Source organism: Aliibacillus thermotolerans (genome assembly GCF_027853235.1).
GTDB lineage: Bacteria > Bacillota > Bacilli > Bacillales > Marinococcaceae > Aliibacillus > Aliibacillus thermotolerans.
Map to the genome: position 1 here is coordinate 24,276 of NZ_WKJG01000061.1, position 12,066 is coordinate 36,341.

Annotated in this window: 12 protein-coding genes; all 12 read right to left on the bottom strand. The window is 36.6% G+C overall.

The genetic code is table 11. From position 1 onward, the window contains the following. Positions 1 to 3: 3 nt before the first annotated feature. The 12 genes from GJS40_RS10080 to GJS40_RS10135 all read right to left on the bottom strand — a co-directional run bounded on the left by GJS40_RS10080 (position 4) and on the right by GJS40_RS10135 (position 12,064). The gene (locus GJS40_RS10080) at positions 4 to 2,475 is read right to left on the bottom strand and encodes a glycosyl hydrolase family 18 protein (protein ID WP_270897755.1); all 2,472 of its coding nucleotides are present in this window, start codon (positions 2,473 to 2,475) and stop codon (positions 4 to 6) included. Then, complete coding sequence (locus tag GJS40_RS10085; protein ID WP_270897756.1) at positions 2,472 to 3,014, bottom strand: hypothetical protein; 543 nt, start codon at positions 3,012 to 3,014, stop codon at positions 2,472 to 2,474. The genes GJS40_RS10080 and GJS40_RS10085 overlap by 4 nt, the downstream gene beginning before the upstream one ends. A gap of 48 nt (positions 3,015 to 3,062) precedes the next feature. Then, complete coding sequence (locus tag GJS40_RS10090) at positions 3,063 to 3,257, bottom strand: hypothetical protein (RefSeq protein WP_270897757.1); 195 nt, start codon at positions 3,255 to 3,257, stop codon at positions 3,063 to 3,065. Positions 3,258 to 3,268: 11 nt separating this feature from the next. Beyond that, a complete protein-coding gene (locus GJS40_RS10095; protein ID WP_270897758.1) occupies positions 3,269 to 5,788 on the bottom strand; it encodes a phage tail protein in 2,520 nt (839 codons plus the stop codon). Positions 5,789 to 5,795: 7 nt separating this feature from the next. Continuing rightward, positions 5,796 to 6,569, bottom strand: a complete 774-nt coding sequence (locus tag GJS40_RS10100) for a distal tail protein Dit (RefSeq protein ID WP_211651040.1) — start codon at positions 6,567 to 6,569, stop codon at positions 5,796 to 5,798. Positions 6,570 to 6,584: 15 nt separating this feature from the next. After that, positions 6,585 to 9,206, bottom strand: coding sequence for a phage tail tape measure protein (locus GJS40_RS10105; RefSeq protein WP_270897759.1), 2,622 nt, complete (start codon positions 9,204 to 9,206; stop codon positions 6,585 to 6,587). A 92-nt stretch (positions 9,207 to 9,298) separates the two neighbouring features. Beyond that, entirely contained in the window at positions 9,299 to 9,703 is a 405-nt protein-coding gene (locus tag GJS40_RS10110; RefSeq protein ID WP_270897760.1) for a hypothetical protein, read from the bottom strand. A gap of 258 nt (positions 9,704 to 9,961) precedes the next feature. After that, positions 9,962 to 10,345, bottom strand: coding sequence for a hypothetical protein (locus GJS40_RS10115; protein WP_205178010.1), 384 nt, complete (start codon positions 10,343 to 10,345; stop codon positions 9,962 to 9,964). Positions 10,346 to 10,360: 15 nt separating this feature from the next. Continuing rightward, positions 10,361 to 10,957, bottom strand: coding sequence for a major tail protein (locus GJS40_RS10120; protein WP_205178012.1), 597 nt, complete (start codon positions 10,955 to 10,957; stop codon positions 10,361 to 10,363). A gap of 3 nt (positions 10,958 to 10,960) precedes the next feature. After that, a complete protein-coding gene (locus GJS40_RS10125; RefSeq protein ID WP_078756227.1) occupies positions 10,961 to 11,308 on the bottom strand; it encodes a hypothetical protein in 348 nt (115 codons plus the stop codon). Further along, positions 11,305 to 11,736, bottom strand: a complete 432-nt coding sequence (locus GJS40_RS10130) for an HK97-gp10 family putative phage morphogenesis protein (RefSeq protein WP_270897761.1) — start codon at positions 11,734 to 11,736, stop codon at positions 11,305 to 11,307. Before GJS40_RS10130 ends, GJS40_RS10125 begins: the two co-directional genes overlap by 4 nt. After that, on the bottom strand, positions 11,729 to 12,064 hold the full coding sequence (locus GJS40_RS10135) for a head-tail adaptor protein (RefSeq protein WP_270897762.1): 336 nt from the start codon (positions 12,062 to 12,064) through the stop codon (positions 11,729 to 11,731). The genes GJS40_RS10130 and GJS40_RS10135 overlap by 8 nt, the downstream gene beginning before the upstream one ends. Positions 12,065 to 12,066: the final 2 nt, after the last annotated feature.

The following is a 12,066-nucleotide window of genomic DNA, read 5'->3' on the forward strand; positions in this document are numbered from 1 at the left end:
TGTTTATATTTGTTTTGGTAATGCATCCCATACTCGCATATCTTCTTGACCTAATGACCAAATAGCAACGCCTCGTAATTTCCACCTGTAAGCTGCCTCATTTGCCCAATAAACCAAACTATCGACATCTTGATAATAGAGAATCGAAAAACCATCTGCATCGCCTAGAAACAGTCGTGATATCCAAAGATTAATATCTTTTGGTTTTATTTTAACCGTATAGTCGTTTCCAGCAGTCAGTTGTAATTCGCGTGAGTGAAAAAAATCATAATCCATCGATATATCATCATTTCTCGTACTTATTTCTTCTACATCACTATTTACTTTAAAGACTTGAAACTCGTTATCCCAGGTAACACCTGTTCTTGAAATTCTTCCAAACTCAACTGTATCTCCATTGGGAAATGTTATATCAACACTTTCATATGGTTCGTATGTCCAAGCATCTCCTAAACGAAGTAAGTCAGAAATCATACGGTTATCAGAGCGAATACCCGCATACCCACCATTGAAATTATTTATATCTACTTTAAATCGAAATGTGTTTGCTGCTCCGGAATACACCCTGACAGAATTATTTCGTATTCGCATTTCAATCGTATAAAGATTAGGTGCGGTTCGTAAGTTGACATTTGGAGTGCGTCCTATTTGAACATTATAACTTCCTAGTAATGAACTACCTTTATACAGTTCCAAACGCTGGGTACTATAGTTTAAACAACAAAATAAATCACCACAGAATACTCCCGCTCGCCCGTTTCCGTTTTGTGGGAATCCAATTCTTGCTCTAATGTGTATATCTTTAAAATCTGAATATCTCCATGTCAATTCACCTTTTCCATCAAGCTGTGCATAAGGACGTGGATTGTTAAAATCATCTTTTTTCCATACTTCCCATTCACCGCTTAGGGTTGTCCAATAATTGCTAGGTAGCGGATTTTCATCCCTGAAGTCTTCGTACCAAATAAGGGCTGAGTCTGGTTTTCTTCTCAATACTTCGGTCGTTAATTTAAATGCCCGGTCAGGTTCTACCATTTGACCATTTACCCCTTTAAATTTTCGCGGGGCAAGTAAAAATTCTGCTTCACCCGCGCTAGATGATTGCCTGAAGTCTGAGCAAACTCTAAAACCATAAAACTGTACACCAGGTATTCCTGCTTTAACTTTGATGGTATGTGCACCTGCTGTTAAGGATATATTCTTCTTTAACGTTAACCAACAAGTTGTTCTCCAATAAGGCCACCATAGCCTACTCTCTTTAATAGTTGTTTCATCATTATCAATTGATATCTTAATAGAATTCTTATCCCAAAATGGAAAACCAATTCTTACTGCAATGTCATAAGTTCCACTAGATTGTAATGTGAAATTATATATCGTTTCACCGTTTTCACCGAGAGTAACCATCTGAGAAGAATCAGATACAATTCCCGCATGACTATCATAATTACTGCCTTGACGGTCAATATATATATTTCCAAACTCCGTCTTTTGTTGTTTACTATACGCTGTTAAAAAGCTTCTTCGGTTATAATCTTCTGCAATTAATGGATTGGTTCTCGTAACTGCATCTGGACCTTCCATGTAATCATAGACATGTGGCAATGCCCATGGGACTTTATCGTAATCATCCCAATAAGCAATGATAGGAATCATCGGTTGCGGTGGTGCATCATTTGTAAAGTTATAACCACCTGTCATCCAAAGTTGTGCAGCATAATAGGTGTTGGACGTACCACGATAAACCCTATTTAAATTCTGAGGAGTATCATCAATTCGCCAGTTCCAACCGTAACCTGGAAGACCTAAGAATATCTTCTTTGGAGACATGACGCTTGTTGCATAATTATAAATACCTTCCAACCAATCTCGCGGGGAAACAGGACCAGGAGCGGAACCCGCCCAAGCCATCCCATAACTCATAATCGCAGCCGTATCACAATAAGGATCTAAGTCTTCATAAACACACCAGTTTTCTCCACCAACAGAACCTTGAACCCCTGTCATTCCAGGTAAGCAGATATTGACTAGTTTTGATGAGTCATGTTGTTTGACAGTTTGATAGATATCTTTAAACAGGAGGTTCGCAGCATCTTTATTTTCATAACCACCACCACGTTCCAAATCAATATCAACACCATCACACCATGGATACTTATTCATGATTCGAACGATTTCAGATAAAAACTTATCCTTTGCACCATTTGTGTTATTTCTGATTGCTGTAAATATAGATGCCGTTCCATGATTCATGATTGTTAGCAGCCACTTTATATGCGGCCATTTATTAATATACGGCATCATGCTCGATATACTCGTCCCTGTTTCTTTAATAGTACCTGTAATATCTACCTCAAATGTAAATATACCGACCGTGTCAAGCCTATCCCCGTATTTGTTTAAAGCCTCATACATTCTTGCGTTTCCCATGAAACTCCACACCATTGTCTTTTTACCTTCGAGATATTGACTCATTGCTTGCCACTTCCTTCTTGCATTTCCTGGAATTCAAATAAAACTCGAGCTGCTTTTCCTTCTTCGAGTTCTACAATGTGCTTACTATCAGATGCTGCGGTATATTGATAAAACCCTTCTTTTTCTGTTTTGGTTTGATTTCGCAACGCTTGTCTACTTGAAGCCAATAATGAAAATGTGTCATCTGGATTTGCTACAGCTTTGAATTTCATATGGTGGGATCCATATCCTTGCGAAAGTTTAATACTTCCTGCTTTCATTGATTGAAGGGGTGTGATATGACAATCCAGTCCTGCAGATGTTGTTCCCAGATTAAATATGACAATCGTTTCTTTACTTCTAACCACTCCATTATAGAAACGAACTGGGAGAACCCCGCTTTCTTCTCTATATTTTTCAAGTGAGGTTTCTGTGTTTAAGACATATCCCGTTAGCTTATCGCCTTCTTGAAGTTGTATATCTGTATAATAAATCGTCCCCGTACAGTCTGTAACGAACAATTTCAAAGTTACATTTACGACTCTTTTATCTTCTTTCACACGTATCGTTTCACTAAATCGAGTAAATTGTATCGCCATTCAAATCACCTAACCATCAAGTGTCCACTTTATTTCTGATACATGCCCAACCCACCCAGTAGCGATTGAACCACCTTGCAATAGAATATCCGTAAAATATACAGCTCCAGTACAATCTCTTACAAATAAGCGAATTGTTATTTTTCTAATCTTTTCAGAACCTTTAGGATTTATTGCATGTGCAGTTTGAGTTAAAAACACCATTTCCAACACCTCTAATATAAATCTATGATTCTTTTTTCAATCGAACCATCTTCGTATTCAATTTCCACTTCAATCCCTACTTGCCCATTTGGCCCTTTCTCTAGATTTTCAGAACCAATTTGTGCGGATATAGTATAATTCTTTCGATTTGCTGGATATACGGTTTGATACATAGATTTCGTCATTCCCAAAACACCTTCTGCTTTAAAAGATGCATCACCGCTTGCACCATTATTCGTATCAACATTAAAACCAGAATTCACCCAGTAAGTAAATCCATCATCTGCTCTGGAGTTTCTTAAATGGTTAAACGGTACTAAATCTTTTATTTCCTGCCGATCAAGCACATCTGTGTCATGTAGCATATCTGCAGCCTTATCCCACTGGGCTGATGAATCACCTAATTCTTTTAATTTTGTCGATAATTCAATCACTGTTTTCCATGGTTCTTGCAAATTGTACTGCCTGCGTACGATACGAGTCTTCACTTGTAAATTTAATTCTTTATCGTTAACGGTAACAATATCTCCTAGATCCCACTCTTCATGTTCATAACCTGTTAGTACGGATAAGTCCATAGCAGTTAAAACATAAGACACTCTTGGCTTTGCGTATTGACCTAACCTCATATTTGCAAACTCTAACATTTGATAAGGATTGCTAAATGATGAGGCATCAAGTGTTGCAATTCGAACTTCCGATGTAAAACTATAATCTTCTACATATGCTTTGTTATTATTGATAGATGAAAATGTCATGCCATCTTTACCGTATGCGTATAATCTTGTCACTAAACTTCTTGTATCCACTGTTCTTTGAATACTTTTCATATTCTTTCTATAGCTAAATAACGCACCACTATCTTTACCGCCAAATGTCAGTAAATGAACTAAACGATTCGCACTATCAAAAATTAAATCTCCACCATGGATATTTTGCACTTCTCGTAATATAGATAATGCATTTTTCTCCTCTGATTCCCACGTCCGCTTTGTAGTTACATTCATATTTCCAACAGACCACCCCGTTCCTTCTAACGCATATTTCATCGGGACATCAGCAGTATCTGCATTAAATTCAATAGGCTGTTTGTCCGTACTAAAAGCTAAGTCATAAAAATCTGCTTCTGCATATACGTGAGTGATGATATTACCTTCTTGGCTTTTTTCATCCGTTATCGTTCGTATGCGATACACATCGTCTACGATTTGAATTTGTTTTTCGTTTTCAATACTTTCCCTTTTTAAATCATGAAAAGGAATCTTAAACTCTAAGATGTCAGCACCATTAATTTCACTTGTAACAATGACATCAAACGCATTTTCTAAAACTGCATCCCATGCTCCATTACTATCCAAAACGACAGGCCTAGCAAATCCAAGTTTTTCATAGACAGGTTTTGGGATATCATGCAATATAACTTCTATTAGTTTCGGTGTTTTCGTTTCATCTTCTGTCGTTAAAGTAATGCGATAGCGGATATAGGCTCTATTAGGTGAAATTAATTCACCTGTTGGTCCAATTGTTTGCCACGAAGTCCAATCCTCAAGGTCATCTGATGTGGATGTTTCAACTAAACTAATCGCAGTGGTCCCAGCAATATATTCACTAGTTACTGAAACTCTACCATTGCCACCTAAACCACACTTTTTAGGTACTGTATAGAGCACACCACTACTTGGATATTTGTTATCTTCTTGCTTTAAAATAACAGCACCTGGTTCCGTTAATGCATCGACTTGGGATGCACTATCTGCACCATTTGCTTGAATAGAAGATTTAAAGTATAAGTGTATATCTTCCATCGTTAACTTTGAATCTTTCTCAAAAAACCAATCATCAAAACCTCCAGCATAGTAATACGTATCTTGTAACATACCCATGACAATGTCAGCGGTACATTCTTCATTCAATACACCTGTATAATTTCTTACAAGTGATTGCCAAGTCGTCCCATTCGACCTATCACCGATAAAGTTTTGAATTGTTTTATTGTTTCTATTAATAATTGTTGTGATAAAATACCAGCCATTATTTACAAAGCTAATACTTGGTGTCTCGGATGTATCATAAATTAATGTCCCAGCATTGTTATAAAGCATTAATCGTAGTCTTCCTTGATATAACGACATATATAGGATTGGTTGTCCGGGTCCATTCCTTGTACTAAATATAGGAATAAATGTTTGACCAATTGAATAGGTTGTCGGATTTATCCAGCCACCAACTACAATTTTCTCCCCTAAATCAGTAAAAAAGCTACCATCATTGGTAGCGGTAAGATATGTCTTTTCACTTGTTGGATTGACAATATTCTGCCTGAAAAATCGCCCAAACCTTCCTGCTACTAAACTTGAAGATGTTCCAGACCAATTTGATATAGTAAAATGATGATTATTCGTACTGATGTCTTTTAACTGATTATCATTTGGCTGTGATTCATTAAAACGCCATAATGCAACTGTTTCATCATGAATCGGAAACTCACCAGTAAAATCTGTTTGAGATGTTACAACCGATTTAATCGCCATAATAAAATCACCTCCATCTACTTTGACTTAATATGTGAAGTTCCGTAAATGCTGCTCCTGTACTATTTACTTTTATTTCATTACTACCAGGATATAAAACTGGAAAATTTAACTCATCTAAAACAGATAAACCATTCCGAACCGTATTTCCACTTGTATCTGTTATTTTTGCAGTTAGTAATCCACTATCAACGATTAATATTTCATTTGATGATAATGGTCCATTAACTTTTAAACTTTCGCCATTTGTGGTAACCGTTAAAAATGTTGAACTTGAACTACTGATATTTCCTTTCATTCGATATATCGGGAAAGATTCTATATTGCCTAACTCCCTTTCAACTACATGGCTACCAGTAGAATTAATCGTAAATTGCTCATCTGTAATCGCATAACCATAAGGGTCTGGACAAACAAATGTAAGTTCAAAGGAACCTGCACTTCTTAATATTCGTTCACAATCCACTTCCTCTACTAAACGTGCTAAAAAATATCTGTTTGGAATATCGTCTAGCACTAATTGTTTTAATCCTAAATTAGGGTTCAACCATTCAGCTACATCATCCAATAGATGAATTACTTCGGTAAATGAATGCTGCGGAAAAATATTACAAATGACTTTGATATATTTTTCTGATGTATCTGAACCTAGATCGGCAATTCCCATTCGACCAGGTATAACTTCAAATGCGTTTCTAGGAGCGGGAGAAACTTGCCAACTAACAATTCTTGCGGTGATTTTCATGTTTTTTGAATGAACTCCATCAAACGTAAACCCCAATTATCCCACTCCTTTCTAACTTGGCACGAACCTTCCTTGTGCTCGAGACCCTGTTTGAATTAAGTTATATAATTCTTGTGAAACTTTTCTAATATCATCTTCACTTCTGACAATCATTTGTTGGATTGTAATTAAGGAACCATAGCCATCTTGACTCGTTGCGATACCATTTGCCCCAACATTCACGTTTGATTGAATGTCGAAGTCTGTCGGAACTGCATCTTGTATATCCTCAGATACTTGACTCATTGCCTTATCAAAACCAACCCCTAAACCTTGAGCCATATCATCACCAATACCAGCAAATACAGTTGATGGTGATTTAATACCAAGTAAACCTTTTACTCCACTTACAATTCCACCTACAAAATTACTGATTTTATCTTTGATCCAAGTAACCATAGAGGCAATTCCATCCCAAAGACCACGTACAATATTTCGACCGATATCGACAATTGCAATTGCTGCTTTTCCTATTCCCGTAATTAATGCCATCACAATTTGTGGTAAAGCAGCGACCAGGGAAGGTATAGCTTTAATTATGCCAACTACTAATTGCAAAATGATACGGATCCCCATATCGATAATCATCGGTAAGTTTGAGGTAATAAAGTTTATAATTGAATTTATTATTTGTGGTAAGGCAGCTATCAATCTAGGTAAAGCTGCAACAATACCTTCAGCTAAAGCCATAATAATTCGAAGAGCCGCATTTAATATTTGTCCTAAATTATTGATTAACGTATCTACAATTAAAATGATTGCATCTATAACCGCTGGAATTAGCTGTGGCAAGGCACCTGCTATCCCATTCGCTAATGCGATAACAATTTGGATGGCCGCTTCAATTAAAATAGGTAAATTTTCAATAATAAATTCCGCAACAGTTGTTACTAAATATACGACCATTTCAACTAACGGCTCGATATTCCCTACAATCGCCTCAATAATTCCTGTTAATAACGCAATCGCACCTTCTAATAAAGGTGGCAGTAAAGTAGGCAAAAGTTCTACCAATACATTCACCAGCTCTGTTAGCATTGTGGCTATCATATCAATGGCACCCGGGATATACTCTGTAATTCGATTAATTCCTTGAATTAAAAAAGATGATATTCTCTCGCCTATAGCGGTAATATCACCTTCTTGGAATCCATCATTTAATATTTCAGTTATATCTCGAACTAATTCTGTTACATCACCAACTGCTCCTTGGGCCATTTCTGCAAACTGTTCTCCAATAACAATTTGTAAACCTTCATAAGCTGACTTTAAGCTCCGAACTGAACCTGCTAAACCACTTTCCATGGTATCCGACATTTGTTGTGCGGCACCATCAGCATTTTCAAGTTCCTTATATAGATTATTCATCTCATCGCCAGTTCCAGATAGTAATGCATTAACGCCCGCTAGATCTTGTTTATTGAAAATATTACTTAATGCGTTCATTTTATCTGCTTCTGACAAACCATCTAGTTCTTTATTTAAATCAGTAAATATGTCGTTCATATCTCGAATATTCCCTGATGAATCAGTAACGCTTATACCTAGACTTTCTAATTCTTTTGCAGCAGCTGAAGTTGGAGACGTTAAAGACATAATGATGTTTCTTAGTTTCGTTCCACCTTCTGCCCCTTTTATCCCCCTGTTAGCAAGGACTCCCAACATCACATTCAAAGTATCTAAATCTTGCCCAGCATTTTTCATTGTCGCTCCCGCAACAAGTATTCCTTCACCTAATTGCTGTACATCTGTGTTGGACTTTTGTGATGTCTTTGCCATTTTGTCCATGTACATGTCCATATCAGCAATTTCAAGGCCTAAAGCCGCCATCGAGTCTGTTACTAAATCAGATGCTCTTGCTAAATCCATATCACCCGCGGCAGCAAGTGTAAGCACACCTGGAAGTGCTCCTATCGCCTGTTCTGTATCATATCCTGCTAAAGCTAGGTAATTTAATGCCTCAGCTGATTCCGATGCCGAGAAACGTGTACTTGCTCCCGCATCTTTTGCTGCTTGAGATAATTTATTGAAGGCTTCTTCCCCTTCTTCACCGGCTAGTCCCATCGTTGCCTGAACTTGCTTCATGGCATCTTCATATTCGCCATAAACATTTAAAGAGTCCTTTATAAACTTACCTGATGCGACTGCCCCAGTTCCGATTGCAGCCATTGCTGCGGCGGCTGCTTTTAAGCCTGCTACCAATACTTTACCCGCAATTTCACCCGCTGTTTTTAAACCATTCACAAGTTTTTCAACTTTTTCTCGGTTAAGCTTCTTTACTTCCTCTTGTGAGTCCTTCAGTTCACGTTCTAAATTATTTAATTCGGCATTCGCATTATTTAACTGAGTTTGCCATGACAATGTTCTTCTATCATTTTCTCCAAAGGATTCAGCAGCATTGGCAAGAGCCTTTTCTAGCGTTGATATTTTTTCCTTTTGTGCATCAATCTCTTTATTTAGTACTGTATTTCTCGCTGTTATTGCCTTAATTGACTTATCATTTCTATCGAATTCTGATGTCACTAGCTTCATTTCAGAGCCTAAGACTCTGAAACTTTGGTTAATTTCCCTTAGAGATTTCTTAAATTCTCGTTCCCCTTCAACACCAATTTTAAGCCCAAAATTATCCGCCATACTGCCACCTCCCTTTAAAAATGAACATAAAAAAAGAACAATCTATTGATTGTCCTTTACCTTGTTCATATAAATATTCTTGATGTATTTTTTTAATTACCTACCTTATCATTTAAAAAGTCCGTAAGTGATTCTATTTTATCTTCAATTTTTTTCATACGATCTGAAATTCCACTTTGTATAAGAGGAGAATTTTTCTTAATGTAGTCTAATTCTTTTATCTTTCGATTTTTTTTACTTTTTTCATTACCAATTAACCTAAATTCTAATGTTATTGATTCATCACATATCGTTTTATTAGTAAACCCAAAATATTCTGGACTCTTTTTCAATTCATACAAGTGTGATGCACATCTTACTAAAACAAATACCGATTCTCCTACATAAAGTACTTTAGAATCTCCATCCTTACTAATAACTATTTCATAGACCCCAGAACCTATTGCTTTGATTAAATCATTATTAAAAAAATTGATTTTAATTTTAATTATTATCACTTCTTTCTTCTAGTAGATAAGTATGTGTAGCATTTATATTATAGTCGAAGTACTACTAAATTGTAATTTATTAAATGCCATAAGGAATGATGTCATCAATGGATAGTTCATTTTTAGGTTTTGTAAGACCTGTGAATTGTTTGTGGATTTCCCATTGATCAAGTAAATGGCCAATAGGCATTAACCACACTTCTTCTTCAGTCCTTTTTAGCTGAGTGACTCCATAATAAATAAGTCGAGCAAACATTTCTTCATCGTTTACTCGACCACTTCGTTTTTTGTATCGGTTTCCTCCGACTCAATATATCGTTTTGTCCCTTTAAACATTGCTTCCATAATTGCATCTTTAAAAGTTGCCATTTCAACAGGTGATGTTAACAGTTCCACATCATCTTCCGTTAACAACTCTTTCTTTTCTTCATTTAATCGATTATGGATATAGATACTTTGATTGGCAAGCAGGGTAATTAACCAGACAATCTCGTCTAAAGCCATTTCAAAATTTTCAGCTTTCATTAACTTCTCACCTAAATCTTCAAGGCCACCATACCTTTTTGCAATTTCCTTTGTCGCTTTTGTTGTTAAGATTAATTCATAGTCCAAACCACCAATCGTAATCTTAGCACTTCTTTCATTCGTCATAATTGATCGCTCCTTTTATCCTTCAGTCCCCGCAGCAAATACTGGTTCATACACTTCGCTATACCAACCAGTAATTATTTCTTGATTCACACCATCGTCACCTTCACTTACTTCAGCTTTCCATGGATGCTTTCCTTGACCATCAAGTTTGTTTCTTCGTAAAACCGTACCCTCAATTGTTGGTGTAGAGAAAGTAATACTATCTCCTTTTGTTGCGAGGTTTGTTGCTGGGATACCAAACTTTACTCGGTATAGCCAAAAGTATCGGTATTTTCCATTTGCCTTTTTCGCTCTAAATCCAATTGCAACTGGATCTCCACCGTCTTCACTTGTAGATATCAGTACATGATTATCGTCAATTGTTGCTCCAGTTAAATCACTAGCTGCGGCCACACCGATATCATCAATACCAAGCGATAGTGTTCCGCTTTGAAATTCTTTAATCACTTCAGCCGCACCATCATCTGCATATAAAGTTGCCTCAGCTAATTCAACAGATAATTCAGCACTAATCGCCTTTGCTAAAGGAGTAGGAGTTTCATAGGTTTCATCACCGTTTTCTCCTTCTGTTATTGTTGCATAATAAAGCCGATCAAGACCAATAGTCGCCATAAATTATTCCTCCATTTCAAATTCATAATATTTTGCCACATCAATTGCTAAATGATGATATCCAGTATCATCTTCATGACCGATATATCTCCTATCTGTTATAACAAAGTCCGCACCCAAAAGAGTACGGACTAAGGTGTTTTTTATTGATGTATAATTCTTTTTTGAAAACAATGAAACTCTAACTTCTTGAACATCGTACTTCGGGAAATTGTCCGCATGTAATTCAAACATCTCAACAATTGGTGTAATGACAATATATAAATCAGGAGCAGTATCCGAAAAGATACCCGTTTCAACTGGAATACCACATTGTTCTGCAATTTGAGTCACTTCAGCTAGTACACTCATATACTTTCCACTTCTTCTTCCAATTTTTTAATCATGGCATCCATACATGGCTGTCTTGATGTTCTTCTTGCAGGTTTTAAAAATGGCTTCGCAGGTTGTCCAGATTTCCCATATTCAATGATGTTTCCTAATTTAGCATTGCTCACCCCGTCTTTACGCGGTTCATTAAACCCTACTTTAACATTATGGTTTCCCCTTCGGTCAACTAAGGCAGGTGATACTCCTAATGCAGATACCAACTCACCAGTTGATCTACTCGGAAGTTTTGTGTCCTTCCCAATAACCGAGCTTAAATTAGACTTCATTTTATCTAATACAATTTCTCCACCTGCTTCAAGAACTCTCGGAACAATTTCATCTGTCTTGTTGCCTAGCTTTGAAACCTTCATCAAAAACTCCTCTGGCATCTTTATATTTACTTTAGCCATCCGCTGCCACCACCTTCTTAGTTAAAACTTCAATATACATATTTCTATTTTTTACATTATCAACACTTACTACTTCATACCGTCCATCATCACATACGATAAACATTTTTGGTTTAATGGTTAAATCGGGAATGTTTCTAAAACGAAACAATGCATTCGCTTCAGAAAAGGCTGCCCTATTTGCCCAAGTCTTACTACCGAAGCGTTCTTCTTTATAAGCTGTCACAGATGCTAGGATTCTATCGGTTTCTTCACTGAAAGACTCTTCATCTTTTACAATTTCACGTGTGATAATGTCGATGAATGTACGCATTTTCCCAAAACTCATAC

What these genes read in the sequence shown, in the direction of transcription:
- GJS40_RS10120 (WP_205178012.1), bottom strand. Translation starts at nt 10,957, where the DNA reads ATGGCGACTATTGGTCTTGATCGGCTTTATTATGCAACAATAACAGAA.
- GJS40_RS10115 (WP_205178010.1), bottom strand. Translation starts at nt 10,345, where the DNA reads ATGACGAATGAAAGAAGTGCTAAGATTACGATTGGTGGTTTGGACTAT.
- GJS40_RS10130 (WP_270897761.1), bottom strand. Translation starts at nt 11,736, where the DNA reads ATGGCTAAAGTAAATATAAAGATGCCAGAGGAGTTTTTGATGAAGGTT.
- GJS40_RS10135 (WP_270897762.1), bottom strand. Translation starts at nt 12,064, where the DNA reads ATGAGTTTTGGGAAAATGCGTACATTCATCGACATTATCACACGTGAA.
- GJS40_RS10090 (WP_270897757.1), bottom strand. Translation starts at nt 3,257, where the DNA reads ATGGTGTTTTTAACTCAAACTGCACATGCAATAAATCCTAAAGGTTCT.
- GJS40_RS10080 (WP_270897755.1), bottom strand. Translation starts at nt 2,475, where the DNA reads ATGAGTCAATATCTCGAAGGTAAAAAGACAATGGTGTGGAGTTTCATG.
- GJS40_RS10125 (WP_078756227.1), bottom strand. Translation starts at nt 11,308, where the DNA reads ATGAGTGTACTAGCTGAAGTGACTCAAATTGCAGAACAATGTGGTATT.
- GJS40_RS10095 (WP_270897758.1), bottom strand. Translation starts at nt 5,788, where the DNA reads ATGGCGATTAAATCGGTTGTAACATCTCAAACAGATTTTACTGGTGAG.
- GJS40_RS10105 (WP_270897759.1), bottom strand. Translation starts at nt 9,206, where the DNA reads ATGGCGGATAATTTTGGGCTTAAAATTGGTGTTGAAGGGGAACGAGAA.